Source organism: Azospirillum sp. TSH20, assembly GCF_003115935.1.
In the GTDB taxonomy this organism is placed as follows: Bacteria; Pseudomonadota; Alphaproteobacteria; order Azospirillales; family Azospirillaceae; genus Azospirillum.
The window spans coordinates 1-26,185 of record NZ_LGQU01000052.1 but is presented as its reverse complement, the minus strand read 5'-3'; the positions used below and the strand labels follow the sequence as shown (position 1 = coordinate 26,185).

The 26,185-nt window shown below is 69.1% G+C and carries 25 protein-coding genes; 12 read left to right on the top strand and 13 right to left on the bottom strand.

The genetic code is table 11. The annotated features are described in order from the left end of the window. The first annotated feature begins 10 nt into the window (after nt 1–10). The 12 genes from TSH20_RS15065 to xdhC all read left to right on the top strand — a co-directional run bounded on the left by TSH20_RS15065 (nt 11) and on the right by xdhC (nt 14,650). Entirely contained in the window at nt 11–2,011 is a 2,001-nt protein-coding gene (locus TSH20_RS15065; RefSeq protein ID WP_109075506.1) for an acetyl/propionyl/methylcrotonyl-CoA carboxylase subunit alpha, read from the top strand. A 171-nt stretch (nt 2,012–2,182) separates the two neighbouring features. Then, complete coding sequence (gene scpA / locus TSH20_RS15060) at nt 2,183–4,336, top strand: methylmalonyl-CoA mutase (protein ID WP_109075505.1); 2,154 nt, start codon at nt 2,183–2,185, stop codon at nt 4,334–4,336. Between the two features lie 119 nt (nt 4,337–4,455). Further along, entirely contained in the window at nt 4,456–4,647 is a 192-nt protein-coding gene (locus TSH20_RS15055; protein ID WP_158282002.1) for a type II toxin-antitoxin system CcdA family antitoxin, read from the top strand. Beyond that, on the top strand, nt 4,644–4,964 hold the full coding sequence (locus TSH20_RS15050) for a CcdB family protein (protein WP_109075503.1): 321 nt from the start codon (nt 4,644–4,646) through the stop codon (nt 4,962–4,964). Before TSH20_RS15055 ends, TSH20_RS15050 begins: the two co-directional genes overlap by 4 nt. After that, nucleotides 4,961–5,653, top strand: a complete 693-nt coding sequence (locus TSH20_RS15045) for a DUF2161 family putative PD-(D/E)XK-type phosphodiesterase (protein WP_109075502.1) — start codon at nt 4,961–4,963, stop codon at nt 5,651–5,653. The genes TSH20_RS15050 and TSH20_RS15045 overlap by 4 nt, the downstream gene beginning before the upstream one ends. Nucleotides 5,654–5,719: 66 nt before the next feature. After that, nucleotides 5,720–6,346, top strand: coding sequence for a MarC family protein (locus TSH20_RS15040; protein WP_109075501.1), 627 nt, complete (start codon nt 5,720–5,722; stop codon nt 6,344–6,346). 210 nt (nt 6,347–6,556) lie between these two features. After that, complete coding sequence (locus TSH20_RS15035; RefSeq protein ID WP_109075500.1) at nt 6,557–7,954, top strand: cytochrome ubiquinol oxidase subunit I; 1,398 nt, start codon at nt 6,557–6,559, stop codon at nt 7,952–7,954. A 5-nt stretch (nt 7,955–7,959) separates the two neighbouring features. Continuing rightward, a complete protein-coding gene (gene cydB / locus TSH20_RS15030; protein ID WP_109075499.1) occupies nt 7,960–8,979 on the top strand; it encodes a cytochrome d ubiquinol oxidase subunit II in 1,020 nt (339 codons plus the stop codon). A 57-nt stretch (nt 8,980–9,036) separates the two neighbouring features. Continuing rightward, the gene (locus TSH20_RS15025; protein ID WP_109075498.1) at nt 9,037–9,702 is read left to right on the top strand and encodes a hypothetical protein; all 666 of its coding nucleotides are present in this window, start codon (nt 9,037–9,039) and stop codon (nt 9,700–9,702) included. 112 nt (nt 9,703–9,814) lie between these two features. Beyond that, complete coding sequence (gene xdhA, locus TSH20_RS15020) at nt 9,815–11,287, top strand: xanthine dehydrogenase small subunit (protein WP_109075497.1); 1,473 nt, start codon at nt 9,815–9,817, stop codon at nt 11,285–11,287. Beyond that, nucleotides 11,280–13,796 carry a xanthine dehydrogenase molybdopterin binding subunit gene (gene xdhB / locus TSH20_RS15015; RefSeq protein ID WP_247871231.1) on the top strand — a complete coding sequence of 839 codons (2,517 nt, stop codon included), beginning with the start codon at nt 11,280–11,282 and terminating at the stop codon, nt 13,794–13,796. Before xdhA ends, xdhB begins: the two co-directional genes overlap by 8 nt. Further along, nucleotides 13,793–14,650, top strand: a complete 858-nt coding sequence (gene xdhC, locus TSH20_RS15010; protein ID WP_109075496.1) for a xanthine dehydrogenase accessory protein XdhC — start codon at nt 13,793–13,795, stop codon at nt 14,648–14,650. Before xdhB ends, xdhC begins: the two co-directional genes overlap by 4 nt. On the opposite strand, the gene TSH20_RS15005 is transcribed toward xdhC, so the two are convergent. The 13 genes from TSH20_RS15005 to TSH20_RS14945 all read right to left on the bottom strand — a co-directional run bounded on the left by TSH20_RS15005 (nt 14,601) and on the right by TSH20_RS14945 (nt 26,053). Beyond that, nucleotides 14,601–15,440: a FoF1 ATP synthase subunit gamma gene (locus TSH20_RS15005; protein ID WP_109075495.1), complete on the bottom strand. Its 840-nt coding sequence runs from the start codon at nt 15,438–15,440 to the stop codon at nt 14,601–14,603. The two genes, xdhC and TSH20_RS15005, sit on opposite strands and share 50 nt — an antisense overlap. Next, the gene (locus TSH20_RS15000) at nt 15,437–16,966 is read right to left on the bottom strand and encodes a F0F1 ATP synthase subunit alpha (RefSeq protein ID WP_109075494.1); all 1,530 of its coding nucleotides are present in this window, start codon (nt 16,964–16,966) and stop codon (nt 15,437–15,439) included. The genes TSH20_RS15005 and TSH20_RS15000 overlap by 4 nt, the downstream gene beginning before the upstream one ends. Next, the gene (locus TSH20_RS14995; protein WP_109075493.1) at nt 16,929–17,702 is read right to left on the bottom strand and encodes a hypothetical protein; all 774 of its coding nucleotides are present in this window, start codon (nt 17,700–17,702) and stop codon (nt 16,929–16,931) included. The genes TSH20_RS15000 and TSH20_RS14995 overlap by 38 nt, the downstream gene beginning before the upstream one ends. Nucleotides 17,703–17,725: 23 nt before the next feature. Beyond that, nucleotides 17,726–17,965, bottom strand: coding sequence for a F0F1 ATP synthase subunit C (locus TSH20_RS14990; RefSeq protein ID WP_012977203.1), 240 nt, complete (start codon nt 17,963–17,965; stop codon nt 17,726–17,728). 5 nt (nt 17,966–17,970) lie between these two features. Further along, the gene (locus TSH20_RS14985; protein ID WP_109075492.1) at nt 17,971–18,645 is read right to left on the bottom strand and encodes a F0F1 ATP synthase subunit A; all 675 of its coding nucleotides are present in this window, start codon (nt 18,643–18,645) and stop codon (nt 17,971–17,973) included. Beyond that, on the bottom strand, nt 18,642–18,932 hold the full coding sequence (locus TSH20_RS14980) for an ATP synthase subunit I (protein ID WP_109075491.1): 291 nt from the start codon (nt 18,930–18,932) through the stop codon (nt 18,642–18,644). Before TSH20_RS14980 ends, TSH20_RS14985 begins: the two co-directional genes overlap by 4 nt. A gap of 1 nt (nt 18,933) precedes the next feature. Further along, complete coding sequence (locus tag TSH20_RS14975) at nt 18,934–19,212, bottom strand: AtpZ/AtpI family protein (protein ID WP_109075490.1); 279 nt, start codon at nt 19,210–19,212, stop codon at nt 18,934–18,936. Continuing rightward, nucleotides 19,209–19,679 (bottom strand): F0F1 ATP synthase subunit epsilon, encoded by a 471-nt coding sequence (locus TSH20_RS14970; RefSeq protein WP_109075489.1) that lies wholly within the window; start codon nt 19,677–19,679, stop codon nt 19,209–19,211. Before TSH20_RS14970 ends, TSH20_RS14975 begins: the two co-directional genes overlap by 4 nt. Beyond that, nucleotides 19,676–21,139, bottom strand: coding sequence for a F0F1 ATP synthase subunit beta (gene atpD, locus TSH20_RS14965; RefSeq protein ID WP_109075562.1), 1,464 nt, complete (start codon nt 21,137–21,139; stop codon nt 19,676–19,678). The genes TSH20_RS14970 and atpD overlap by 4 nt, the downstream gene beginning before the upstream one ends. Before the next feature lie 266 nt (nt 21,140–21,405). After that, nucleotides 21,406–22,290 (bottom strand): OmpA family protein, encoded by an 885-nt coding sequence (locus TSH20_RS14960; RefSeq protein ID WP_109075488.1) that lies wholly within the window; start codon nt 22,288–22,290, stop codon nt 21,406–21,408. Further along, nucleotides 22,277–23,116, bottom strand: coding sequence for a MotA/TolQ/ExbB proton channel family protein (locus TSH20_RS14955; RefSeq protein ID WP_109075487.1), 840 nt, complete (start codon nt 23,114–23,116; stop codon nt 22,277–22,279). The genes TSH20_RS14960 and TSH20_RS14955 overlap by 14 nt, the downstream gene beginning before the upstream one ends. A 95-nt stretch (nt 23,117–23,211) precedes the next feature. Then, nucleotides 23,212–24,459: a hypothetical protein gene (locus TSH20_RS14950; RefSeq protein ID WP_109075486.1), complete on the bottom strand. Its 1,248-nt coding sequence runs from the start codon at nt 24,457–24,459 to the stop codon at nt 23,212–23,214. A gap of 97 nt (nt 24,460–24,556) precedes the next feature. After that, on the bottom strand, nt 24,557–26,053 hold the full coding sequence (locus TSH20_RS14945) for an aldehyde dehydrogenase family protein (protein ID WP_109075485.1): 1,497 nt from the start codon (nt 26,051–26,053) through the stop codon (nt 24,557–24,559). Nucleotides 26,054–26,185: the final 132 nt, after the last annotated feature.

Here is a 26,185-nt window from a genome sequence, read left to right as displayed (position 1 = left end):
GGCCGGCAGCATGTTCGAGAAGATCCTCATCGCCAATCGTGGCGAGATCGCCTGCCGCGTCATCCGCACGGCACGCCGCATGGGCATCAAGACCGTCGCGGTCTATTCCGACGCCGACAAGAACGCCCTGCATGTCGAGATGGCCGACGAGGCCGTCCATATCGGCGCCGCCCCGTCGGCCCAGAGCTATCTGCTGGTCGACCGCATCGTCGATGCCTGCAAGAAGACCGGCGCCCAGGCCGTCCACCCCGGCTACGGCTTCCTGTCGGAGAAGCGCGAGTTCCAGGAGGCGCTGGCCGCCGCCGGCATCGCCTTCATCGGTCCGGACGCCCACGCCATCCAGGCCATGGGCGACAAGATCGAGTCGAAGAAGCTGGCTAAGGCGGCCGGCGTCTCCACCGTCCCCGGCTATCTCGGCGTCATCGCCGACGACAGCGAGGCGGTGACCATCGCCCGCGACATCGGCTATCCGGTGATGATCAAGGCGTCGGCCGGCGGCGGCGGCAAGGGCATGCGCGTCGCCTGGAACGACGAGGAGGCGCGCGAGGGCTTCCGGTCCGCCCAGAACGAGGCGCGCTCCAGCTTCGCCGACGACCGCGTCTTCGTCGAGAAGTACATCCAGCAGCCGCGCCACATCGAAATCCAGGTCCTGGCCGACGGGCAGGGCACCTGCCTGTATCTGGGCGAGCGTGAATGCTCGATCCAGCGGCGCCACCAGAAGGTCATCGAAGAGGCCCCGTCGCCCTTCCTCGACGCCGCCACCCGCAAGGCAATGGGCGAGCAGGCGGTGGCCCTGGCCAACGCGGTTCAGTACAAGTCGGCCGGCACGGTGGAGTTCATCGTCGACGCCGAGCGCAACTTCTACTTCCTGGAGATGAACACCCGTCTTCAGGTCGAACATCCGGTCACCGAGCTGATCACCGGCCTCGACCTCGTCGAGCAGATGATCCGCGTCGCTTACGGCGAGAAGCTGTCGATCACTCAGGACGACGTGAAGCTGACCGGCTGGGCCGTCGAGGCGCGCGTCTATGCCGAGGATCCCTTCCGCAACTTCCTGCCCTCCACCGGCCGCCTGACCCATTACCAGCCGCCGGCCGCCGATCCGCATGTCCGTGTCGACACCGGCGTGTTCGAGGGCGGCGAGATCTCGATGTACTACGATCCGATGATCGCCAAGCTCTGCACCTGGGGCTCGACGCGCGACGCGGCGATCGCCGGCATGCGCGAGGCGCTGGACCAGTATTACATCCGCGGCGTCAGCCACAACATCCCGTTCCTGGCCTCGCTGATGGCGAACCAGCGCTTCGTCGACGGGCGGCTGACCACCAACTTCATCGCCGAGGAATATCCGAACGGCTTCCATGCCTCCGACCTGCCGCCGGAAGACCCGGCCGTGCTGATCGCGGTCGCGGCGGTGATCCATCGCAGCCTGAACGACCGCGACATCCAGATCTCCGGCAAGATGCCCGGCAGCAAGGTGGCGGTGCGCGACGACTGGGTGGTGGTGCTGGACGGCAACCAGCATCCGGTGCATCTGCACCCGGCCGACGGCAGCCCGCAGCGCATCGGCTACACCGTAGACATCGACGGCAAGCACCACACGGTGTGGAGCGATTGGCAGATCGGCGAGCCGCTGTTCCGCGGCACGGTCAACGGCCAGCATGTCTGCGTCCAGATCGACCGCGTCGGCGTCGGCTATCGCCTGCACCACAGCGGCTCGCAGGCCATCGTCAAGGTGCTGACGCCGAAGGCGGCCAAGCTGGACGCGCTGATGCCCGTCAAGGCACCGCCGGACATGTCGAAGTTCCTGCTGTCGCCGATGCCGGGCCTGCTGGTGTCGCTGGCGGTGTCGGAAGGGCAGGAGGTCAAGGCCGGCGAGGTGCTGGCCGTGGTCGAGGCCATGAAGATGGAAAACATTCTGCGCGCCGCGCAGGACGGAACGGTCGCGAAAATCCACGCAGCCCCGGGCAGCAGCCTGGCGGTCGATCAGAAGATCGTGGAATTCGCGTAACCGTATAATAAGAAGAACAGTACCGAGAGGAAGCGTACCACCCCTTGCCCCCACCCCAACCCTCCCCCGCTGGGCGGGGGAGGGGGAGATCCCCTCCCCTGCGACAGCGGGGGAGGGTTAGGGTGGGGGCAATGCTCCACCACGCCCATAAGAAGCCATCAGGAGGCGTCGATGACCGAGTTCCCGAAGAAGACCCTTGCCGATTGGGACAAGCTGGCCGCCAAGGATCTCGGCGCCGACGGTGACCTTTCCAAGCTGGTTTGGAAGACCCCGGAAGGGCTGGACGTCAAGGCGCTCTACACCGCCGCCGATTTGGAAGGGATGGAGCTGGACACGCTGCCCGGCTTCCCGCCCTTCACCCGCGGCCCGCGCGCCACGATGTACGCGGTGAAGCCCTGGACCATCCGGCAATATGCCGGCTTCTCCACCGCCGAAGAGTCGAACGCCTTCTACAAGGCCAACCTCAAGGCCGGCCAGATGGGCCTGTCGGTGGCCTTCGACCTCGCCACCCACCGCGGCTATGACAGCGACCATCCGCGCGTCGTCGGCGATGTCGGCAAGGCCGGCGTAGCGATCGACAGCGTCGAGGACATGAAGGTTCTCTTCGCCGACATCCCGCTCGACAAGATGTCGGTGTCGATGACCATGAACGGCGCGGTGCTGCCGATCCTGGCCGGCTACATCGTCGCGGCGGAAGAGCAGGGCGTCAGCCAGGACAAGCTGAGCGGGACCATCCAGAACGACATCCTCAAGGAGTTCATGGTCCGCAACACCTACATCTACCCGCCCGAACCCTCGATGCGGATCATCGCCGACATCATCGAGTACACCTCACAGCACATGCCGAAGTTCAACTCGATCTCGATCTCCGGCTATCACATGCAGGAGGCCGGGGCGACGGCGGTGCAGGAGCTGGCCTTCACCATCGCCGACGGTCTTGAGTATGTCCGCGCGGCGATGTCCAAGGGCTTGCCGGTCGACAAGTTCGCGCCGCGCCTGTCCTTCTTCTTCTCCATCGGCATGAATTTCTTCATGGAGATCGCCAAGCTGCGCGCCGCGCGCCTGCTGTGGTCCTCCCTGATGCAGGAGAAGTTCCAGCCGAAGGACGCGCGGTCTCTGGCTCTGCGCACCCACTGCCAAACCTCCGGCGTCTCGCTGACCGAGCAGGACCCCTACAACAACGTCATCCGCACCACCATCGAGGCGATGGCCGCGGTGCTGGGCGGCACCCAGTCGCTGCACACCAACGCCTTCGACGAGGCGCTGGGCCTGCCGACCAAATTCTCCGCCCGCATCGCCCGCAACACCCAGCTGATCATCGCCGAGGAAGCCGGCGTGACCAAGGTGGTCGATCCGCTCGGCGGCTCCTACTACATCGAGCATCTGACCCACAGCCTCGCCAACGCCGCGCTGGAACTGATCGGCCGCGTCGAGGAGATGGGCGGCATGACCAAGGCGGTCGAGAGCGGCATGCCCAAGCTGCTGATCGAGGAGGCCGCCGCCCGCCGTCAGGCCGCCATCGACCGCGGCGAGGAGGTGATCGTCGGCGTCAACAAGTACCGTCCGGAGAACCCCGAGGGGGTGGACGTGCTGGACATCGACAACACCGCGGTCCGCGAGGCGCAGATCGCCCGCCTGAAGCAGATCCGCGCCAGCCGCGACGAGGCGAAGTGCCAGGAGGCTCTGGCTGCCCTGACCAAGGCCGCGACGGAGAAGACCGGCAACCTGCTGGCCCTGTCGGTCGAGGCCACCCGCGCCCGCGCCACCGTCGGCGAGATTTCCGACGCGCTGGAGAAGGCCTTCACCCGCCATGTCGCCGTCATCCGCTCGGTGTCGGGCGTCTACGGCTCTGCCTATGAGGGCGACGAGGGCTTCAAGCGCATCCAGGAAGAGGTCGCTTCCTTCGCCGCCGAGGAAGGCCGCCGGCCGCGCATCCTGGTGGTGAAGATGGGCCAGGACGGCCACGATCGCGGCGCCAAGGTGATCGCCACCAGCTTCGCCGACATCGGCTTCGACGTCGACATCGGCCCGCTGTTCCAGACCCCGGACGAGGCGGCGCGGCAGGCGGTGGAAAACGACGTCCACGTCATTGGCGTGTCGTCCCAGGCGGCCGGCCACAAGACGCTGGTGCCGCAGCTGATCGAGGAACTGCGCAAGCAGGGTGCCGGAGACATTCTGGTGGTGTGCGGTGGCGTGATCCCGCCGCAGGACTACGACTTCCTCTACAAGGCCGGCGCCGCGGCGATCTACGGCCCGGGCACCAACATCCCGAAGGCGGCGTCCGACATCCTCGGCATCCTGCGCAAGCAGAAGGCGGCGGCTTGACGAGCGGAAGCGGGAAGGGCGCAGGTCCTTCCCGCTCCTGATTGCGACGGCCCTGAACTGGACAGGCTGGAGCCGCGGCACTATTCTTAGCTCAGTGATGCATGTTCGGGAGCCGTTCGATGTCCAGGATCGATCCAGCCAAGAAGAATGAGCTTCCCGTTTCCGATACGCTGGAAAATGCATCGCGTGTGTCTGCCATCGAAGCCGAAAAGAAGAAATGGATGGAGGACAATCGGGCGGCGTTTGCCGCCTACGATGCGTTGGTGGACCGACTGGGCCTTTTTGGTGAAGAGTACCGGAATTTCGAATGAGATTTCTGGACGTCTGTCTCAACCCGGCGGCGAAGGGAAAGAAGACTCACCCCATTCCCTATCTCTTGATCGTTCAGGGTGATTATGTCGGCATCGACAGAACCCGTGTCGTCGTTCCGTTGATCCGGTCATCCGAAGTTGAACATCCAATTCCCAAAATCATGCCGTCGATCATGGTCGGCAACGAGGCATTCGTCGTCGCGACACCGCAGATCGTCGCATTGCCCGTTACGCAAATCGGCACTGTCGTCGCATCCGCATCCGACGCTCATTCCGACATTCGCCGTGCCATTGATGTTTTGACAGGCGACTTTTGACCGTCACCGCAGAAACCGACCTCTACGCGCCCGTGAAGGCGTTCCTCGAAGCCCAGGGCTATGACGTGAAGGCGGAGATCCATGGCTGCGATCTCGTCGCCACGCGCGGGGCCGAGCCGCCGGTGATCGTCGAACTGAAGAAGCGCTTCACGCTCGACCTCGTGCTGCAGGGGGTGGACCGGCTGGCGGTCAGCGACAGCGTTTATCTCGCCGTGCCTCAGCCGGGGCGCAAGGCCACCGGACCGTCTCCACTGGACGGTGACGTGAAGAAGCTCTGTCGCCGGCTGGGTCTCGGCCTGCTGATGGTCGATCCGGGGCTGGCGGAGGACTGCCGCGTCACCGTGCTGCTCGATCCCGTTCCCTATACCCCGCGCAAGGACAAGAAGCGCACCCATCGCCTGCTGGGCGAGCATGCCCGCCGGGTCGGCGATCCCAACCGGGGCGGGTCCACCCGCGTCGCCATCGTCACCGCCTATCGCCAGGACGCGTTGCGCATCGCCCGCCTGCTGCGCGACGGGCCGTTGACTGTTGCCGCCCTTCGCAAGGCGGGGGCGCCGAAGGATGTCGGGCCGATGCTGCAGCGCAATGTCTATGGCTGGTTCGAGCGGGTCGGGCGCGGCACCTATGCGCTGACCCCGGCTGGCGTGCAGGGAGTGGATGCGTTCGCCCACGCGCTGGCCGAGGGGTGACACCCCGCACCGCCAAGCCTATGATCGGTGCCGCAATTCCATAATCACATAAGGCTGGAGCCCGCTTTGTCGGACTACATCAGCAATCTCGTCGTCTTTTTCGTCGTCGTCGATCCGCCGGGGCTGGTGCCTCTTTTCATCGCGCTGACCCGCGGCTTCGATGACCGGCACAAGCGGATCATTGCGCTGCGCGGCAACGCCATCGCCTTCGTGGTCCTGGTCTTCTTCGCCTATTTCGGCAAGGTCGTGCTGCAGACGCTGTCGATCGAAATGCCGGCCTTCCGCATCGCCGGCGGCGCGCTTCTGTTCTGGATCGCCTTCGAAATGCTGTTCGCCAAGCGCTCCGAACGCAAGGAGCGCGACACCGGCGAGGCGATGACCGACGAGGACGCGCACGATGTCGCCGTCTTCCCGCTGGCGGTCCCGCTGATCGCCGGGCCGGGCGCCATCACCTCCATCCTGCTGCTGATGGACCGCGTCGGCACCACGGTGGCGGGGCAGGTCAGCGTCCTGGGCGCCGCAGCGACGGTGATCGGCGGGGTGACGCTGATCCTGCTGGGCGCCGACCGGGTCGGGCGCCTGCTGGGCCGCACGGTGATCCACACGGTCAGCCGCGTGCTGGGCATCGTGCTGGCGGCGCTGGCCGCTCAAACCGTGATTTCCGGCATAACGGCGGTTTATCCACCGCATTGATCGGGCCGCCCCACTGACCAGATCGTCCAAAGGGGCAGTGCGCGCAGCAAAGCGCATCCTCGCTACCGCTTCCCGTAGTCCGGCTCAAGCCCGAAAGACTAGTCCCCTTTCCGGCCCAATCACTCACCCTACATGGGGTCTTGCCACAGCCGCGCCGGGTTCCGCCCGGCGAACGGCATTCCACGCGCCCAAACAAATGAGGCGGCGGCCATGGACCTCGATCCATTGATCCTGTCGCGAATCCAGTTCGCGTTCACGATCTCCTTCCACATCCTGTTCCCCAGCTTCACGGTTGGACTTGCCTGCTGGATCGCGCTCTTGGAGGCGCTGTGGGTGGGCACCGGCAAGGGCATCTACCGCAGCCTGTCGGAGTTCTGGACGCGGATCTTTGCGCTGTCCTTCGGGCTGGGCGTGGTGTCGGGCATCGTCATGTCCTATCAGTTCGGCACCAACTGGAGCCGCTGGTCCGACACGGTGGGCAACGTGCTGGGTCCGCTGATCCAGTACGAGGTCGTGACCGCCTTCTTCCTTGAGGCCGCCTTCCTCGGCATCCTGCTGTTCGGGCGCGACCGGGTGCCGCGCGGCATCCATCTGATGGCGGCCTGTCTGGTGGCGCTGGGCACGCTGTTGTCGTCCTTCTGGATTCTGTCGGCCAACAGCTGGATGCACACCCCGGCCGGCTTCGAGATCCGGGACGGCCGTTACTTCGTCACCGACTGGTGGCAGGTGGTGTTCAACCCGTCCTTCCCCTATCGCCTCGCCCACATGGTGACGGCGATGTTCCTGACCACCAGCTTCGTCGTCGCCGGCATCAGCGCCTTCTACCTGCTGAAGCGCCGGCATTTCGACCATGCGAAGCTGGGGCTCGGCATGGCGCTCGCCCTCATCACCGTTCTGGCGCCCTTGCAGATCTTCCTCGGCGACGAGCATGGGCTGAACACGCTGGAATACCAGCCGGCCAAGATCGCCGCGATGGAAGGCAACTGGGAAGGCGGCCCGCGCGCGCCGCTGGTGCTGTTCGCCATCCCCGACGTGGAGAAGGAAACCAACCATCTGGAGATCGGCATCCCGGCCCTGTCCAGCCTGATCCTGACCCACGATTTCAACGGCACGGTGCCCGGCCTGAAGCAGTTCCCGGCCGACGAGCGCCCCGATCCGCGCATCATCTTCTGGACCTTCCGCCTGATGGTCGGCATCGGCCTGTTGATGCTGACGGTGGCGGTGGTTCACCTGGTGTTGCGCTTCCGGGGCCGGCTGTACAACAGCGACTGGTTCAACCGCATTCTGGTCGGCTGCATGCCCATCGGCTTCGTCGCCATCCTGGCCGGCTGGTTCACCACCGAGATCGGGCGCCAGCCCTATGTGGTCTACGGCCATCTCAAAACGGCCGACGCGGTTACCCCGTCCCTGACGACGGAGGCTGCGCTGATCTCGCTGCTGTCCTTCGTCGTCGCCTACACCATCATCTACGGCGCCGGCACCTATTACCTGATCCGCCTGCTGCGCACCGGCCCGACGCACATCCACGATGCCCCCCAGCCGCCGGAGGCGCAGAGCCCGAAACGGCCGCTGTCGGCCACCGACCAGTCCCTCGAAGCGGCGGAGTAAGCCCGATGCAGGAAATTGCGGAAGGAAGCCTGCTGACCCTGATCTGGGTCGGGATCGTCGGCTTCGCGGTGTTCATGTATGTGCTGATGGATGGCTTCGACCTCGGCATCGGCATCCTCTATCCCTTCGCCCCGACGGAGGAGGACCGCGACACCATGATGAACACGGTGGCGCCGGTCTGGGACTTCAACGAAACCTGGCTGGTTCTGGGCGGGGCGGGGCTGTTCGCGGCCTTTCCCATCGCCTATGCGGTGGTCCTGCCGGCGATGTATCTGCCGCTGCTGGTCATGCTGATCGCCCTGATCTTCCGTGGCGTCGCCTTCGAGTTCCGCTTCAAGGCGCGGGCGGGGCGGCATTGGTGGAACCGCTCCTTCTTTCTCGGCTCGTTGCTGGCGACCTTCGCGCAGGGTGTCGTTCTGGGATCCTTCATCCAGGGGATTCCGGTCTACGGGCGGCAGTTCGTCGGCGGCATGCTGCACTGGCTGTCGCCCTTCAGCCTGTTCTGCGGGGTGGCGCTGGTGGTGGGCTATGCGCTGCTCGGAGCGACATGGCTGATCTGGCGGACCATCGGGCCGTTGCAGGACTGGTGCTTCCGCATGGCGCGTCTGCTGATGCTGGTGGTGCTGGCCGGCGTCGCGGTGGTCAGCCTGTGGACGCCCTTCCTGCTGCCGCAGATCGCCCAGCGCTGGTTCTCCATGCCCAACCTGATCTTCCTGTCGCCGGTGCCCATCGTCACGGCGGTGCTGGCCGTCGCCCTGTGGCGGGCCATCGACAAAAGCCGGGATGTGGCGCCCTTCGTGCTGTCGATGGCGCTGTTCGGCCTGTCCTATCTCGGCCTCGCCATCAGCCTGTGGCCGCACCTGATCCCGCCGGGCGTCACCGTGTGGGAGGCGGCGGCCCCGCCGGAAACGCAGGTGTTCCTGTTGGTCGGCATGGCCTTCCTGATCCCGGCGATCCTGGGCTACACCGCCTATTCCTACTGGATCTTCCGCGGAAAGGTGACGGGCGCCTTCGGTTACCATTGAGCGGGCGGGGCGCCCCGGCCTAAAAGGGGCTCCGTCGTCAGGGAGGAGGGCTCTGCCATGGACATCGACATCAGCTTTGCGGAGGCCGTGCTGCGCCGCGGCGCCGGCCTGCTGGAGGCGGACGCTGAAGCGGCTGAGGCGGGCAGCGATCCCTTCGCCGTGCTGGCCCGGCTGCTGGCCGCCGCGGCGGCGACCGACGCCCCGCTGGTGGTGCTGAGCGAGGGCGGCAGCCACCCCGCCCTGTTCGACGAAGCCAACCGCCGGGCTGGGGAGCCGCTGACCACGCGCCTCGCCGGTCTCGCCGCCACCCGGCAAAGCGAACGCGCCGCCATGTACGAGTTCGACGGCACCGGCCCGCTGACCGGCAACCGAATCGTCGCCGCGCTGCTGCGGCCGGAGGACCGGCCCGACCTGCTGCACGTCTACATCGCGGTCGGGCGCCTGCGCGGGGGCGAGGCGCAGATCACCGTGCCGCCCGCCCTGCTGCGCTTCGACGCCGCGGCGCTGGGCCAGACTCTGGGACTGCTGGGGGACGCGGTGTCGCGCAGCGCGAACGCCGCCACCGCCGCGCTGGCCCATGCCGCCGCCATCCTGCCGATGGAAGGCCATGAGGAAGGCGGCATGCCGGCGGCCCTGCTGGACCTCTATTGGCATGCGCTGACGCTGGCGTCGGTGCGGGCGGATGGAGGGCTGGCGACGATGACGCCGGAGGGGAATGCGTAAGCACCCTCTTTTGCAAATCGTTTGAAACTCTTTCCCGCGCTGCCGATCTGGTGACAGAGTTAACGTCAGTGAAATACTGCGTCACATCGTCACCAGTTCATCGGGAGCAGCCATGCGCCAGCGCCTCCGCTTCTATCTCGGCGACGAGCTTCGGGAAATCGACGCGGTCGATCCCACCCTGACGGTGCTCGACTGGCTGCGGCTGTCGGAACGGCGGGTCGGCACCAAGGAAGGCTGTGCCGAGGGCGATTGCGGCGCCTGCACCGTGGTGGTCGGGCGGCTGGACGGCGATACGCTGCGCTACGAGGCGGTGAACGCCTGCATCCGCTTCCTCGCCACGCTGGACGGCTGCCGGCTGCTGACGGTGGAGCATCTGAAGGGGCCGGATGGCGCGCTGCACCCGGTGCAGCAGGCGATGGTCGATTGCCACGGCTCGCAATGCGGATTCTGCACGCCGGGATTCGTCATGTCGCTGCTGGCGCTCTACCTGAACGAGGAGCGGCCGGACGGGCGGAGGATCGACGACGCGCTGGCCGGCAACCTGTGCCGCTGCACCGGCTACGAGCCCATCGTCCGCGCCGCCCATGCCATGTACGACATCGGTGACCGGGCGGCCGACCGCTTCGCCGACCGCGAGGCGTGGGCGGAAAAGCTGACAACCCTGCGGGACGAGGAGATCCTCAGCGTCGGCGTCGGTGGGCGCCGTTTCCTGGCGCCGGCCACCGCGCCGCAGCTGGCGCAGCTCCTGCTCGACAACCCCGGCGCCACCATCGTGGCGGGGGCGACCGATGTCGGGCTATGGGTCACCAAGTTCCAGCGCGTGTTGGCGACCGTGATCTACACCGGCCGGGTCCGCGCCCTGCGGCGGATCGAGGATCGCGGCGACGCGCTGGTGATCGGGGCCGGCGTGACGTACAGCGACGCGGTGGAGCGGATCGCCGCGCTCTATCCCGATTTCGGCGAGCTGATCCGCCGCATCGGGGCGGAGCAGGTGCGCAACATGGGCACCATCGGCGGCAACATCGCCAACGGTTCCCCCATCGGCGACACGCCGCCGGCGCTGATCGCCTGCGGCGCCACCCTGCGGCTGCGGCGCGGCGCCCAGACGCGCGAACTGCCGCTGGAGGAGTTCTTCATCGAATACGGCAAGCAGGACCGCCGCGAGGGCGAATTCGTCGAGGCGGTGATCCTGCCCAAACCGGCGTCGCGCGAGCGCTTCCGTGCCTACAAGATCGCCAAGCGCTTCGACCAGGACATCTCCGCCGTCTGCGGCGCCTTCCGCCTGACGCTGGACGGCGAGGGGCGTGTCGCCGACATCCGCATCGCCTTCGGCGGGATGGCCGGCACCCCGAAACGCGCCGCCGGGGCGGAGGCGGTGCTGCTCGGCCGTCATTGGACCGAGGATACCGTGCGCTTGGGGATGGAGGCGCTGGCGGACGATTACGCGCCGCTGTCGGACTGGCGGGCCAGTGCCGGCTATCGGTCGGCGGTGGCCGCGAATTTGCTGATGAAGCTGTATGTCGAGACCAGCGACCCGGCGGCCGAGACCCGTCTGGTCGGCGACCGGAGGCTTGCACATGCCTGATTCCATGGCGCCTGACGTCACGACCCCAATCGCTCCTATCACCGCTCCGGACCGCATCCAGGGCGCCGTCCATGACTCCCGTAGGCACGAGAGCGCGCACAAGCATGTCAGCGGCGAGGCGGTCTATGTCGACGACATCGCCGAGCCGGCCGGCCTGCTGCACGTCTATCTGGGGCTGAGCGGCCGGGCGCATGCGCGCATCCGTTCCATCGACCTGTCGCCGGTCAGGCAGGCGCCGGGCGTGGTGGCGGTCTTCACCGCCGACGACGTGCCGGGGGTGAACGACATCGGCTGCATGGGCAAGCATGACGAGCCGCTGTTCGCCTCGACCCTGGTCGAGCATGTCGGCCAGCCGATCTTCGCCGTCGCCGCCGAAACCCGCGATCAGGCCCGCCGCGCCGCGAAGCTGGCGGTGATCGAGTATGAGGAACTGCCGGCCGTCCTGACCATCGCCGCCGCCCGCGACGGCGAGCGGACGCTGGTCACCGCGCCGATGACGCTGCGGGTGGGCGACGCCGATGCGGCGCTGGCCGAGGCGCCGCACCGGGTGGAGGGCAGGCTCGCCATCGGCGGGCAGGAGCATTTCTACCTGGAAAGCCAGATCGCCATGGCGGTGCCGGGCGAGGACCAGGAGGTGCTGATCCACGTCTCCACCCAGCACCCGACGGAGGTGCAGCACATCGTCGCCCATGTTCTGGACCTGCCCAGCGCCGCGGTGACGGTGGAGGTGCGGCGGATGGGCGGCGGCTTCGGCGGGAAGGAGACGCAGTCCAACCTGTTCGCCGCCTGCACCGCGCTGGTCGCCAAGCGCACCGGCCGCGCCGCCAAGCTGCGCCCCGACCGCGACGATGATTTCCAGATCACCGGCAAGCGCCATGATTTCGAGATCGACTATCGCGTCGGCTTCGACGACAGCGGGCTGATCCAGGGCGTCGACATGCTGTTCGCGGCCAAGGCCGGCTATGCCGCCGACCTGTCCGGCCCGGTGACCGACCGCGCGCTGTTCCACGCCGACAACGGCTATTTCTATCCGGCCGCAAGGTTGGAATCCTTGCCGCTGAAGACCAACACGGTGTCCAACACCGCCTTCCGCGGCTTCGGCGGCCCGCAGGGCATGGTCGCGGCGGAGCGGGTGATCGACGAGATCGCCTTCGCGCTGGGCAAGGACCCGCTGGAGATCCGCAAGCGGAACTTCTACGGCAGTGACGACCGCAACCTGACGCCCTATCACCAGACCGTCACCGACAACATCCTGCCGGAATTGATCGCGCAGCTGGAGGAAAGCAGCGGCTACTGGGCGCGGCGGGAGGAGATTCGCGCCTTCAACGCAACCAGCCGCATCCTGCGCAAGGGGCTGGCGCTGACGCCGGTGAAGTTCGGCATCTCCTTCACCGCCAGCCACTACAACCAGGCCGGCGCGCTGGTCCATGTCTACACCGACGGCAGCATCCAGCTGAACCATGGCGGGATCGAGATGGGGCAGGGGCTCTACACCAAGGTCGCCCAGGTGGTGGCGGAGGAGTTCCAGGTCGACATCTCCACCATCCGCCCGACCGCCACCAACACCGGTAAGGTGCCCAACACCTCGGCCACCGCGGCGTCGTCCGGCTCCGACCTGAACGGCAAGGCGGCCCAGGCGGCGGCCCGCACCATCCGGGAGCGGCTGGTCGCCTTCGCCGCGGAGAATTGGAGCGTCGCGCCCGACGCGGTGCGGTTCGAGCGCAACCGTGTGCTGGTCGGCGACCGCGACATGAGCTTCGCCGATCTGGTGCGTGCCGCCTATATGGCGCGGGTGCAGCTGTCGGCCACCGGCTTCTACAAGACGCCGAAGATCCATTGGGATCGCGCGGCCGGACGCGGCACGCCCTTTTATTACTTCGCCTATGGCGCGGCCTGCGCCGAGGTGACGGTGGACACGCTGACCGGCGAGTATGTCGTCGACCGGGTGGACATCCTGCACGACTGCGGCCGCTCGCTGAACCCGGCCATCGACCGGGGGCAGATCGAAGGCGGCTTCGTCCAGGGCATGGGCTGGCTGACCATGGAGGAGCTGTGGTGGGACGCGCAGGGGCGCCTGCGCACCCACGCGCCCAGCACCTACAAGATCCCGGCCTGTTCGGACCGGCCGCGCATCTTCAACGTCGCGCTGCTGGAGAATGCGCCGAACCGCGAGGACACCATCTTCCGCTCCAAGGCGGTCGGCGAGCCGCCCTTCATGCTGGGCATGTCGGTGCTCCACGCCCTGTCCGACGCGGTGGCGAGCGTAGCCGACCACCGCGTCTGTCCGAGGCTGGACGCGCCGGCGACGCCGGAGCGGGTGCTGGGCTGCATCGCGGCGTTGCGGGAGCGTGTGGCGGCGAGCGGCGAATGCCCCCTCCCTAACCCTCCCCCGCCTCTGGCGGTGGAGGGGACTGCCGCCGCTTCGCAGAAGGCACCCTCTCCCACCGCAGGTGGGGGAGGGTCGGGGAGGGGGCATGACACCTCGCCATTCTCCCCTGAACCGGTATGACATCCCTCTCCACCACCCTCTCTGACTGGCTGTCCCAGGGCGCCCCCGCCATCCTCGTCACCGTTGCCGAGGCGCGCGGCTCCACCCCGCGCGAGGAGGGGGCCGGCATGCTGGTCGGACCGGAGGCCTGCGCCGGCACCGTCGGCGGTGGCCGGCTGGAATGGACCGCCATCGCCACCGCACGGCGGATGCTGGAGGACGGCACTCACCTTGAGGCACTAGACCTTCCGCTGGGTCCGGCAACCGGGCAATGCTGCGGCGGGCATGTCGTGCTGCGGCTGGAGCGCGCCGATGCCGGCACCCTCGCCGCTTTGCAGGAGCGAGAGCGCCGGGCGCTGGCGGCGCGTCCCACCCTGCTGCTGTTCGGTGCCGGCCATGTCGGGCGTGCGATGGCGGCGGCCTTCGCCCCGCTGCCGCTGCGCCTGCTGTGGATCGACGGCCGGGCGCAGGAATTTCCTGAAACGATCCCGGCCGGGGTGGAGCGCATCCTGACCGACAGCCCGCTCGATCCGCTGGCGAACGCCCCGGCGGGGGCCGGCTATCTGGTGCTGACCCACAGCCACGCGCTGGATTTCGAGATCGCCGAGGCGGCTCTGCGCCGGGGCGATGCCGCCTATGTCGGCATGATCGGCTCGGCGACCAAGCGGGCGAAGTTCGAGCGCTGGTTCCGGGCGCGGGGGCGGGACGCGGGTGCGTTGGCCGGGCTGACCTGTCCCATCGGTGCCGCACTGACCGGCGACAAGCGGCCGGAGGTGATCGCGGCGCTGGCGGCGGCGGAACTGTTGACGGCGTTCGCGCGCCCTCTCACCCCATCGCCTCCGCCCCCGACACCAGCTCGATCAGTTCATTCGTGACCTGTTCCTGGCGCAGGTGGCGCGCGGTGGCGGTCAGTTCGTCCAGCGTGGTTTCGATGTTGTGGCGGGCGGTCATCATGGTGGTGAGGCGGGCGGCATTCTCCGCGGCGAAGCTCTCCATTGCGGCGTCGGCCAGCAGGGCGAAGACATACTCGTCCACCAGCCGGGCGATCAGCTCGCGCGGCGGCATGTTGATGAGCGGCGGCACCGGCCGGGCACCGTCCCGCGGCAGGCCGAGCGGCAGCAGCGGCCGGCGCACCAGCTCCGGCGGCGCGCCGGCGTTGGTGCGGCCATAGAGCAGCTCCACCCGGCCCAGCCGCCCGTCCGCCGCCGCGCGATAGAGCGCGTCGGCGATGCGCCGGGCGGTGGTGGTGACGGCGTCGGTGTTGGTCGCCATCGCCGCGCACCAGGCGGGCGGACGGCCACGTTCGTCCAGCAGGGCGGCGCCGCGCTGGCCCACCACCCACAACGCACAGCCGGGCGGAGCGGCGAGCGCTGCTTCGACCAGCCGTTCGGCGAAGGCGCCGACGAAGCCGTGTTCCGGCGCGAACAGCACGAGCGCGGAGTGGCCGCGTCCGTTCGCCGGCCACTGCATCGGGGCGTCGTCCAGCAATGTGGCTGCCTGGGCCAGCGTCCCGGCGATCACCTCGGCATAGGCGCGGGTGCCGGCGAGCGTGCCGAGCGCCTGCTGCAGCCGCATGGCGGCGAGCGAGCGCATGACATCGGTCACCGCTCCCAAATCCTGCACGCTGGCCCGCCGCGCTTCGACCTCCGTCAACCGTTCCGTCATGGCGTGGCTCCGCCAAGGCCGACGACCGCTTGCGCGATCAGGTCGCGCAATGCCGTCTTGGTGGCGTCGTCCAGCTTCTCGCCGATCTTTGGCGGGCGGGCGGCGGCCAGGGTGGCGAGTGCCGCCTGGAAGCGGGGGATCGCCTCCAGCGGCAGGCCATCCAGCGTGCCGTCGGCCAGCGCCAGCAGTTGCGCCGCCTGGACCGCCAGCGGGCGGGGCGACAGGTGGCGCTGGGCCAACAGGGCCCGCATGCGCTGGCCGTGCGCAACCGCCTTGCGCGTCCGCTCGTCCACCAGTCCGCCGAAGCGGGTGAACACCTCCAGCTCCAGGAACTGGGCGTAGTCGAGCCGCAGCGGTTCGGCGAGGTTGCGCAGCACCGGCGGCTGGGCCTTGCCGCCGACGCGCGACACGCTGCGGCCGATGTCCACCGCCGGCTTCTGCCCCTCGTAGAACAGCTTGGCGTCCAGGCAGACCTGCCCGTCGGTGATGGAGATCAGGTTGGTCGGAATGTAGGCCGATAGGTTGCCGCTCTGGGTTTCTGCAATGGGCAAGGCGGTCAGCGAGCCGCCGCCCTTGGCGGCGCTCAGCTTGGCCGCGCGTTCCAGCAGGCGGCTGTGCAGGTAGAAGACATCGCCGGGATAGGCCTCGCGCCCCGGCGGGCGGCGCAGCAGGAGGGAGATCTGGCGGTGGACCGCCGCATGCTTCGACAGATCGTCGACGATGACCAGGGCGTGACGGCCGCTGTCGCGGAAATATTCGGCCATGGTGAAGCCGGCATAGGGCGCCAGCCATTGCAGGCCGGGGGCGGAATCGGCGGCGGCGATGACGAACAGGGTGCGCGCCGCGGCCCCGCCCTGGCGCACCGCCTCGATCGCCGCACGCACGCCCGACGCCTTCTGGCCGATGGCCACATAGACGCAATACACGTCGCCGTCCGTCTGATTGAGGATGGCGTCCACCGCGATGGCGGTCTTGCCGGTGGCGCGGTCGCCGATCAGCAACTCGCGCTGGCCACGGCCGAGCGGGAACATGGCGTCGATGACCACGGTGCCGGTCAGCAGCGGTTCCGATACCGCCGCGCGCTCCGCGATGGTGGGGGCGGGGCGCTCCACCGGTTCCCACCCTTCGGCCTCCACCGGAGGGCCGTCGTCCAGCGGGTTGCCGAGCGGGTCGACCACCCGCCCCATCAGCTTGTCGCCGACCGGAACGCGCAGAACCGTCCCGGTGCCGTGGACGGTGCCGCCGGCGGTGACCTGCGCGGCGTCGCCCAGCAGGACGCAGCCGATCTGCTCGTCGAGATCCATAGCCAGCCCGGCGACACCGCCGGGGAACAGCAGAAGTTCGTCCACCCGGACGTCGGGCAGCCCGGAGACGTGGGCGATGCCGTCGCCGACCGACTCCACCCGTCCGACCGATTCCAGCCGCGCAGCCGTATCCAGCCCATCCAGCCGGCGCAGCGCGCCCGGCATCCAGGCGTCGAGCGCGTCCTCAAGCGAGGGCGTCGGCATCGCTTCTTGCGGAGTCATGACGGGTCATCTCCTCCTTCGCCTCGGCCAGCGTCTGTTTCCAACTGCGGCGGACGACGCTGTGGGCAAAATGCAGCTCTACCCCGGCGATCAGCGACGGGTCCTCGACCTGCTCCAAGGCCACCGGACGGCCGAACGCCGCCGCCAGCCGGTCGCGCGTCCGGGCGGCGTCCTCCGTCGGCAGCAGTCCCGCGGCGGCAAGGCGCACCGGCACCGGATCGATGCCGTCAACCAGTGCATGGCGTTGGGGGGCGCTTAGAGCCTCCACCGCGGCGCAGGCCTCTTCCAGCAACGGGCTGGTCAGCACGTGCGCCGGGGCGTCACGCAGCAGCCGGGTCGCCAGTTGGGTGCCGAGATCGGCGGCATGGCGCTGCAGCGCGTCCAAAGCCTGCGCCCGCTCGTCGGCCAACCGGCTGCGGGCCTCCTCCAGCGCGTGGTCGGCCTCGGTCCGCGCCTTCTCCAGCAGGGCGGCGCGTTCGGCCTCCGCTTCGGCGCGGGCGGCGGCGATCAGGCGGTCGCGTTCGGCGGGCAGGGCGGTGCGCTGCGCCTCCAGGGTCTGGCGCGCGTCCTCGGCGGCCTGCCGCGCGGCCTCGGCCTCGGTGCGGACGCGCTCGGTGGCGGCCTGCCGCTCGGCGATCACCGCCAGGATCGGGCGGTAGAGGAAGCGGCGCAGCAGCCAGACCAGGATCAGGAAATTGACCGCCTGGAGCAGAAGCGTCCAACCGTCGATGTGCATGACGGACCTCGGGATTGCGGCACTCAGGCGAACGGGTTGGCGAACAGCAGAAGCAGCGCCACGACGAGGCAGTAGATCGCCATGGTCTCGATCATCGCCAGACCGACGAACAGGGTGCGTGACAGGGTGTTGGCGGCTTCCGGCTGGCGGGCGATGGCCTCCATCGCGGCGGCGACGGCGCGGCCCTCCGCCAATGCCGGGCCGATGGCGCCGACCGACACCGCCAGTGCGGCGCCCAGGATGCTGATAGCATGGACGTCCATGGTTCTTAGCCTTTCTCGATTGTTCCGACGGCGCCGCCGATGAAGACCGCGGCGAGAATGGTGAAGATGTACGCCTGGACGAGGCCCAGCAGCAGTTCCAGCGCCATCAGCGGCACTGGCACGAACAGGCCGGCCAGCGACAGCACGATGGCGATGACGAACTCCCCGCTCATCACATTGCCGAACAGGCGGATCGACAGCGAGAAGGCGCGCGTCAGCTCCGACAGGATGTTCAGCGGCAGCAGCAGCGGGGTGGGGTGGGCGAAGCCCTTCAGATAGGCCCACAGGCCGCGGCGGCGGATGCCCAGCGCCTGCGATGCCAGCAGCACGACCAGCGCCAGCGCCACCGCCGTCTCCAGGAAGGCGGTCGGTGCCTTCATGCCCGGCACCAGCCCCGACAGGTTGGCGACCGCCAGATAGAGGAACAGCGTGCCCAGCAGCGGCAGGAAGGGGGTGGCGTCGGTCTGCATCGTCTCGGCGATCTGCCGGCGCAGGGTCTCCACCACCAATTCCAGCACGGTCTGGACCGGGCCGGGCCGTTCAACCCGCAACCGCCGGGTCGCCAGCGCGGAGCCCAGCGCCATCACCGCCATCAGCCCCCAGGTGGCGACGACCGGCAGCGTGACCGGGACCGTACCCAGCAGGAAGACCACCGGCGTCGTCAGCGGCGATTCGGTCATGGCGTCCCCTCCTGCGCCCGCCTTTCCCGGCGGACCACGATGGTGCGGGCCAATTGGAAGCCGGCAAGCATCGCCAGCAGCGCCTCCGCCCCGCCCCAGAGGGCGGCGATGGTGAATCCGGCGGTGGCGCCCGCCAGCCGAAGCAGATAGAGCGGCACCGCCCGGCGGACCCCGCCCAGCGCATAGAGCCGTGCCGTCGCGGCCAGCCCGCGGAAGAACAGGACGCCGAGCGCCAGACCGGCCAGCGCCCCGGCAACGACGGGGACAAGGAAGGGGACGGTCGTCATGTCAGCGTTCCTGTTCGATGCGGTTCCAGGCGAGCCATCCGCCGAGCACCACGCCCACGAACAGCAGCGCCGCGGTCCAGAAAATGCCGCCGCCGGCCCGCTCGTCGAGCCAGCGCCCGGCGAACAGGCCGGCCAGCGTCGGCACGATCACCAGCCACCCCAGCGCTCCGATCAGGGCGAGATTGCGGCCCATCGGCCGTTCGCCCTCGCGCAGCCAATGCTCCCGCCGTTCGCGCTGGCGGCGGACGCTGTCGGGAAGCGGATCCTGCTCGTCGGTCATGGTGCTTCCTCCCCGCCGTCGGGGGTGGGTGCGAAGGGCCCGCCAGGATTCTCCGAACGGCGGCGGTCCGGGCGCAGATAGGCCAGGATGTGGCGGATCGCGGCCAGATGCATGCGGCGGGCGCCGGACCGTGCCTCCCCCTCCTCCTCCACATTGCGGCGGAAGCGGGCCAGCACGTCGCGCTCCAGCGCGCGGAGGTCGTCGCCCGGCACCGCCTCGCGCGTCGCCACCGCGATCTTCGCGCCGTCGCGGATGGTCAGCACCCCGCCGCGCACCGCGCAATGGCCCTCCCGCCCATCGGCGCCGCGCCAGCTGATGACGGAGATCGCCAGGGCGGTCAGCAGGTCGGCATGGCCGGGCCAGATGCCGAAGGCGCCGCTGGCATCCTCCGCCCGCAGATGGCGGAGGCCGGTGAGCTGGGCGGCGACGGAGGTCGGCGTGGTGATGATGAGGGAGAGGTCGCTCATGCCCCCCTCCCGGCGCTGTCGCGCTCACGGACCTGATCCAGGGTACCGGTCATGAAGAAGGCGCTTTCGGCCCAGTCGTCGCAGTCGCCGTCCAGGATGGCGCGGCAGCCCTTCAGCGTCTCCTCCAACGGCACGCTGACGCCGGCATGGCCGGTGAAGGCCTCCGTCACCATAAAGGGCTGGGTCAGGAAACGCTGCAGGCGGCGGGCACGGCGCACGGCCAGACGGTCGGCGGCGCTCAGCTCCTCCATGCCCAGCAGCGCGATGACGTCCTGCAATTCGCGGTAATGGGCGATGGTCTTGCGCACCTCCTCCGCCAGCCGGTAATGCGCCTCCCCCACCACCAGCGGGTCGAGCAGGCTGGAGGTGGAGGTCAGCGGATCGACCGCCGGATACAGCCCCTCCGCCGCCATGGCGCGCGACAGCACGATGGAGCTGTCGAGGTGGCTGAACAGCTCCGCCACCGCCGGGTCGGTGAAATCGTCGGCCGGGACATAGACCGCCTGGATCGCCGTCACCACCGCGCCGGGGGTGGAGGCCACCCGCTCCTCAAGCTCCGCGATCTCGCTGGCGAGCGTGGGCTGATAGCCGACGCGCGACGGCAGGCGGCCGAGCAGGCCCGACACCTCGGCACCGGCCTGGACGAAGCGGAAGACATTGTCCATCAGCAGCAGGACGTCGCGCCGCTCCTCGTCGCGGAAGTGCTCGGCGATGGTCAGAGCGGTCAGGCCGACGCGCCAGCGTGCACCCGGCGGCTCGTTCATCTGGCCGAAGACCAGCGCGGTGCGGTCGAGCACGCCGGAGCGCTGCATCTCCTCCCAAAGCTCCTGTCCCTCGCGGGAGCGTTCGCCGATGCCGGCGAAGACGGAGATGCCGGTGTGGCGCTCCACCATCTTGCGGATCAGCTCCATCACCAGCACGGTCTTGCCGACCCCGGCGCCGCCGAACATGGCGGCCTTGCCGCCACGGGCCATCGGGGCCAGCAGGTCGATCACCTTGATGCCGGTCTCCAGCAGGTCGCGGCGTGGGCTGCGGCGGGCGAGCGGCGGCGGGGCGCGGTGGATCGGCGCGCGCGGGGTATCGGGCGGCAGTTCTGGCCCGTCGTCGCGAGCCAGCCCCATGACGTCGATCAGCCGACCCAGCACCGCGTCGCCCACCGGGGCGGTCAGCGGACTGCCGGTGGAGCGGGCCGGCGTGCCGCGCTGCAGGCCCGACGTGCCCTGCAGGGCGATGGCCCGCGCGGTTCGGGCGTCGAGATGGCTCTGCACCTCCGCCACCAGCCGTTCCGGGCCGTCCCACAGGATCTCCACCGCATCGAACAGCGGCGGCAGCGCCGCTTCGGGAAAGCGGAGGTCGATGACCGAGCCGCGGACGGCGACCACCTGTCCGGTGGCCGGATTCGCGGCGGCAGGGGCGGCAGGTCGGTCGGCGGACGTTTGCGTGGAAGGCTGAACGGACATGGTCACTCCGGCCGGTTGGGCGGGACGGGAACCGTGCGGGATGGTGGCGGCCACGGCAGTGCCGCGGGAAGAGGCCTCCCCGACCTTCCCCCGGCGGGCGGGGGAAGGGGCGCCAGGATGCCTCCTTTGGACGTTTCCGCCGGGGAAACAACCGCCGGGGGCGGCGCCATCGGGGTGGAGGACAATACGTCAACCAGATCGACCACCAGACCTCAGCATAGCCCCCTCCGCCGTGTCGCTGCATTGCGTCAAATCAAACCCTGCCCCTATTGAATCGCTCTGACGGGCTCGTGGCCGGCGGGAATGCCGTCGGCCTGGATGGTGATGGCGACGCGGCGGTTGCGTGCCAGCGATGCCGGATCGCTGCCGGCGGACAGTGGCCGGGTATCGGCGAAGCCCACCGCCGACAGCCGGTCCGGCGGCAGCCCCAGCTGGATCAGGCGGCGGACCACGCTGGCCGCCCGTCCGCCCGACAATTCCCAGTTGGAGGGGAAGCGGCGGTTGGCGATCGGCGTGGAGTCGCTGTGCCCCTCCACCACCACCTCGCCGCGGGTCGCCGCCAGCGTCGGGGCCAGCCGACGCAGCAGCCCGTCGCCGCCCGGTGTCAGGTCGGCCTGTCCGGGGGCGAAGAGGATGCCGTCGCCGATGACGATGCCGACCCGGTTCTGCCGCACATCGACCGCCACGCCGGGCGGCACGCCCAGCTTCGCCAGGGCTTCGCGCCACCGTGCCGCGACCAGATCGGGGGCGGTCACCGCCACCTCGTCGTCGTCCAGGCGCGGGCGCGGGTCTGGCGGTTGGATGATGGGCTCTGGCGGAACCGGCCGGGGAACCATGGCCGGTTCCGGCTCGTCGAACAGGGGCGGGTTCGTCGTGGTCGTGTGGAGCGCGACGGCGGGCGTTTCCGGCTGCGGTGTGGTCGGAAGCTGGTCCTTGAGCGTGGTGATCGCCAGCAGCATGACGAACACCGACAGCAGGAGCGTAACGAGGTCGGAGTAGCTGAGCAGCCAGATCTCCTGGTCCTCATCCGCCGCTGTGGGCAGCAGGCCGCCGTTCGATCCGAAATTGGTCGCCCAGGTGGGGGTGGCGAGGTCCTGCGCGTCGTCCGGCGCCAGATCCTGGTCCCGCACCCCGTCGTCAGGAGGTGCCATGGAGTTCGTCCCCGCGCTCACGCACGAACTCGGCGAGCGCTTCGGCGATGACCGTCGGCGAGCGGCCGAGACGCACCAGGATGATGCCTTCCAGCAGCACGTTCAGCATCGCCACACGCCGCGCCGTGCGCTGTTCCAGCTTGATGGCGATCGGCTTGAAGACGAGGTTGGCCAGCACCACGCCGTACAGCGTCGCCACCAGCGCCACCGACATGTGCTCGCCCACCTGCGAGATCGTTGCGGTGCCGAGTTGCGCCATCATGCCGATCAGCCCGACCAGCGTCGCCAGCAGCCCGAAGGCGGGCGCCAGTCCGGCCAGGGTGCGGTACAGGCGCGACTGCACCGACTCGCGCTCGATCAGCTTCTGGATGCGCCAGTTCATCACATGGAGGATGTCGTTGACCGGCGTGCCGTCGGCGATCAGCTGCAACCCCAGCCGCAGAAAGGGACTGCCGGCCCTGGTCCCCTGTTCCTCTGCCCTTTGGATCTGCCCGCGCTGATAGAGGCGGGCGAAGGCCACCAGCTCCGCGATGTCGGGGGCGATGGACTCGTCGTCACGGAAGATCGCGCGGAGCGAGGCCAGGGCGGCGTGCAACTCGCTGGCCCGGAAGGCCATCAAGGCGGCAACGGTAATGCCGCCGGCGATGATGACAGCGCCGGTCGGGTTCCACAGCGCCTCCATCCCATGGCCGATGCCGATGTAGGACAGCAGCCCGAAGGCCCCGGCAAGCCCGAAAACAGTGGCGTTCAGCAGGCGGGGAGAGCGGGAGGTCGCCGCGGCGGGGATGGGCTTCGCGGGTGTTTGGCTGGGCGCTTGGACAGACATCCGACGCCTTCGTTGTTTGTTAGCATTTTAACTATTAGGAACCCGTAATGACCGGCTGTCAATCGCGGGGCGCGGATGCCTGCACTGTGCGGCCGTCAGCCGCGCCCCATTAGCCGGCCGAGCAGGCCAGGGCGGGACGGGGGTGCCGGCTCCACCATTTCCGCCATGGCAGGGGCGGCCTCTTCCGGTTCTTCCGGTTCCTCGGCGACAGGGCGGGGCTGGATCTCGGGCAGGCCGCGGGGAGAGGCGGCGGCGGCATCGGCCGCGCGGCCTTGGAACAGTGTGACCCCGGCGGTGCGCCCGGTGTCGAGGGCCATGGGCTCGTCGCAGCGCCACAGCACAAGCCGCCCGGCACCGAAGCGGGCGACCGCAGCGGAGAGTTTGTCAGCGGCCCCTGCGGCTTCGTGGAACCATTGCGTCTTGATGAAGATGGGTTCCAGCCCTGCCAGATCGAGACTGTCGAGGGCCGCCATCGGCATATGGTCCAGCGCCACCGTGAATCCGGCATCGGCAAGACGCCCAGCCGCCGCGACCACCTGGGACGGAGCGAGGGTGAGTTCCCAACAGGGAAGCTCGGCGGTGATCCGCCCCCGCATCTCCGTCGGGATGGCGCGGGCCAGCTCCTCGAAATTGTCGTCCAGCACCGTCGCGGTGTGCAGATCGACAGTGAAGGCACGGGGGTCGTGGGCGCGGTCGCGGGCGATATGGCGCAACAGGCCGCGGTCGAGCCGCACCGCCACCTCGTGCCGCAGCCAGGAATCGCACCGAAGCGACAGGGAGAGGCGGGATTCCAGCTCTTCCAGCGACACCGCCAGTTCGGTGGCGACCACTGCGGCACGGTCGGCGGCGAAGGACCACACCGGCTGTTCGCGGACGATGCTGTCGACATCGGCGCCGTGCAGCACCCGCTCCACCTCCAGCAGATGGGCAAGCGCGGCGGTGGGCGCGCGTTCTGCCGCCTCGCGCAGGGCGGCGGTGGCGTCGTTGGGGAACAGGTCGGCGAAACGCCGCTCCGCCTCCGTCGCTATGTCGTAGCGGGCGACGTGGAGCGTGCCGAAGCCGTGGGACAGCAGCATGTGGCCCAGCGCCTTCGCCCCAGCGTCGAGCAGCGGGCCGGCATCGGCCGGCGCCAGGATCAGCAGGCGGGGGCCGGCCAGCCGGAACACCTCGCGTGGCTGGCTGCCCAGCCAACTTTCCAGATAATGGTCGAGCGTCATGGCAAAGCGGGGATCGCCGCCATGTTCGATCCCGCGCAGGTCGGCCAGCAGGGCCGCCAGCGGTTCCGGCGCCGCCCGCAGGGCTTGCAGGCGTGCCAGAACCGTATGCCCCGCAGCGTCCGCCATCGCTCCCTCGATCTCACCTTCGCTACCGGAGTGTCGCGCCGGGCGAAGCGGGTCGCAAGGGGCGATGACGCCGCGGAGGTCGAGACTCAGCCGTCGATCAGCCCATGATCTCGAACTTGATGCCCTGGGCGAGCGGCAGCGCGGAGGAGTAGTTCACCGTCGCGGTCTGGCGGCGCATGTACGCCTTCCACGAATCCGACCCGGACTCGCGGCCGCCGCCGGTCTCCTTCTCGCCGCCGAAGGCGCCGCCGATCTCGGCACCACTGGGGCCGATGTTGACGTTGGCGATGCCGCAGTCGGACCCGGCGGCCGACAGGAAGCGCTCCGTCTCACGGATGTCGGTGGAGAAGATGCAGGAGGACAGGCCCTGCGGCACCGCGTTCTGCAGCGCGATGGCCTCCTCCAGCGTGTCGTAGGTCATGACGTAGAGGATCGGCGCGAAGGTCTCGTGACGCACCACCTCAGTCTGGGCCGGCATCTCGACAATGGCGGGGGTGACGTAATAGGCGTTGGGGAAGCGGTCGGTCAGCGTGCGCTCGCCACCGGTCACCGTGCCGCCCTCGGCCTTCGCGGAGTCCAGCGCGCGCTGCATCGCCTTGAAGGCGTCGGCATCCACCAGCGGACCCATCAGCACGCCGGTCTCCAGCGGGCTGCCGATCGAAACCGAGGCGTAGGCAGCCTTCAGGCGCGGCAGCAGCTGGTCCTTGACCGAGCGGTGGACGATCAGCCGGCGCAGCGTGGTGCAGCGCTGGCCGCAGGTGCCGACGGCGGAGAACAGGATGGCGCGCAGGGCCATGTCGAGGTCGGCCGACGGAGCCACGATCATGGCGTTGTTGCCGCCCAGCTCCAGGATCGAGCGGCCGAAGCGTTCCGCCACCACCTTGGCGACCTCGCGGCCCATGCGGGTGGAGCCGGTGGCCGAGACGATCGGGAAGCCGGGGTGGGCGACGAGCGCCTCGCCGATCTCACGGCCGCCCTGGACGATTTGGGACAGGTTGGCCGGCGCGTCGCCGAAGCGGGCGACGGCGCGGTCGAAGATGACCTGACAGGCGGCGGCGGTCAGCGGGGTCTTTTCCGACGGCTTCCAGACGACCGGGTCGCCGCAGACCAGCGCCAGCGCCGCGTTCCACGACCACACCGCCACCGGGAAGTTGAAGGCGGAGATGACGAGGCAGGGGCCGGCCGGGTGCCAGGTCTCGCGCATCGAATGGCCCGGACGCTCCGACGCGATGGTCAGGCCGTAGAGCTGGCGCGACAGGCCGACGGCGAAGTCGCAGATGTCGATCATCTCCTGCACTTCGCCCAGGCCTTCCTGGTAGATCTTGCCGGCTTCCAGCGAAACCAGACGGCCGAGATCCTCCTTGGCGGCGCGCAGCTCCTCGCCCAGCAGGCGGACCAGCTCGCCGCGGCGCGGGGCCGGCACGGAGCGCCACGCCTCGAAGGCGCGGGCGGCGTTGGCGACGATGTCCGACACCTGCGACGGCGCGGTCTCCGCCACCGTGGCAAGCGTGGCGCCGTCCACCGGCGACCGGGCGGTGAGACCGGCTTCGCTGGAGGTCAGGCCGAAACGGGAGAGGATGTCGCTGTGCTGCACCGGGGTGGCTCCTTGGGTCTGTATAGAACTCCCCCTCTCCCCCCCGGGGAGAGGGACGGGGTGAGGGGGATGCGTGGCGGGACTTTTGCGAAAATCCTGCGGTGCTTCCCCCTCACCCTAACCCTCTCCCCC

Excerpts from the sequence above, each read along its gene's own strand:
- TSH20_RS15065 (WP_109075506.1), top strand. The coding sequence starts at position 11 with ATGTTCGAGAAGATCCTCATCGCCAATCGTGGCGAGATCGCCTGCCGC.
- scpA (WP_109075505.1), top strand. The coding sequence starts at position 2,183 with ATGACCGAGTTCCCGAAGAAGACCCTTGCCGATTGGGACAAGCTGGCC.
- TSH20_RS15055 (WP_158282002.1), top strand. The coding sequence starts at position 4,456 with ATGTCCAGGATCGATCCAGCCAAGAAGAATGAGCTTCCCGTTTCCGAT.
- TSH20_RS15050 (WP_109075503.1), top strand. The coding sequence starts at position 4,644 with ATGAGATTTCTGGACGTCTGTCTCAACCCGGCGGCGAAGGGAAAGAAG.
- TSH20_RS15035 (WP_109075500.1), top strand. The coding sequence starts at position 6,557 with ATGGACCTCGATCCATTGATCCTGTCGCGAATCCAGTTCGCGTTCACG.
- cydB (WP_109075499.1), top strand. The coding sequence starts at position 7,960 with ATGCAGGAAATTGCGGAAGGAAGCCTGCTGACCCTGATCTGGGTCGGG.
- TSH20_RS15025 (WP_109075498.1), top strand. The coding sequence starts at position 9,037 with ATGGACATCGACATCAGCTTTGCGGAGGCCGTGCTGCGCCGCGGCGCC.
- xdhA (WP_109075497.1), top strand. The coding sequence starts at position 9,815 with ATGCGCCAGCGCCTCCGCTTCTATCTCGGCGACGAGCTTCGGGAAATC.
- xdhB (WP_247871231.1), top strand. The coding sequence starts at position 11,280 with ATGCCTGATTCCATGGCGCCTGACGTCACGACCCCAATCGCTCCTATC.
- xdhC (WP_109075496.1), top strand. The coding sequence starts at position 13,793 with ATGACATCCCTCTCCACCACCCTCTCTGACTGGCTGTCCCAGGGCGCC.
- TSH20_RS15005 (WP_109075495.1), bottom strand. The coding sequence starts at position 15,440 with ATGACGGAACGGTTGACGGAGGTCGAAGCGCGGCGGGCCAGCGTGCAG.
- TSH20_RS15000 (WP_109075494.1), bottom strand. The coding sequence starts at position 16,966 with ATGACTCCGCAAGAAGCGATGCCGACGCCCTCGCTTGAGGACGCGCTC.
- TSH20_RS14995 (WP_109075493.1), bottom strand. The coding sequence starts at position 17,702 with ATGCACATCGACGGTTGGACGCTTCTGCTCCAGGCGGTCAATTTCCTG.
- TSH20_RS14990 (WP_012977203.1), bottom strand. The coding sequence starts at position 17,965 with ATGGACGTCCATGCTATCAGCATCCTGGGCGCCGCACTGGCGGTGTCG.
- TSH20_RS14985 (WP_109075492.1), bottom strand. The coding sequence starts at position 18,645 with ATGACCGAATCGCCGCTGACGACGCCGGTGGTCTTCCTGCTGGGTACG.
- TSH20_RS14980 (WP_109075491.1), bottom strand. The coding sequence starts at position 18,932 with ATGACGACCGTCCCCTTCCTTGTCCCCGTCGTTGCCGGGGCGCTGGCC.
- TSH20_RS14975 (WP_109075490.1), bottom strand. The coding sequence starts at position 19,212 with ATGACCGACGAGCAGGATCCGCTTCCCGACAGCGTCCGCCGCCAGCGC.
- TSH20_RS14970 (WP_109075489.1), bottom strand. The coding sequence starts at position 19,679 with ATGAGCGACCTCTCCCTCATCATCACCACGCCGACCTCCGTCGCCGCC.
- atpD (WP_109075562.1), bottom strand. The coding sequence starts at position 21,139 with ATGTCCGTTCAGCCTTCCACGCAAACGTCCGCCGACCGACCTGCCGCC.
- TSH20_RS14960 (WP_109075488.1), bottom strand. The coding sequence starts at position 22,290 with ATGGCACCTCCTGACGACGGGGTGCGGGACCAGGATCTGGCGCCGGAC.
- TSH20_RS14955 (WP_109075487.1), bottom strand. The coding sequence starts at position 23,116 with ATGTCTGTCCAAGCGCCCAGCCAAACACCCGCGAAGCCCATCCCCGCC.
- TSH20_RS14950 (WP_109075486.1), bottom strand. The coding sequence starts at position 24,459 with ATGGCGGACGCTGCGGGGCATACGGTTCTGGCACGCCTGCAAGCCCTG.